Below are 301 nucleotides of genomic sequence, written 5' to 3'. Positions count from 1 at the left end.
AGCGACGGTAACTGCCCGCCCGATCGGCAACCGGTCGGGCGGTTGCCTTTCACCCTGAAGTCCTGCGTAACAGCTTCGCCCCCCCTCGCAACATTACACTCTGTCTGTTCAGCCAGCCGCTCGCACATCGCGGCGCCGACCGCCACCCTCAAGTCTTGTCCCAGCTTCCCACGACAGACAGTCGCCCATGGATGCTCTAATTTTTGCGGCGTGTGGGAAGCACGGCGAATGGGAAGTTTCGTGTGTGTCAGAGGACCGCAGCCCTTTATTGCTGCGGCGCCCATCATACCTGCACCCGGAT

The sequence above is a fragment of the Pseudomonas sp. PvP009 genome (assembly GCF_017832995.1).
Taxonomy (GTDB): Bacteria; Pseudomonadota; Gammaproteobacteria; order Pseudomonadales; family Pseudomonadaceae; genus Aquipseudomonas; species Aquipseudomonas syringae.
This window is presented reverse-complemented; position numbering follows the sequence as displayed.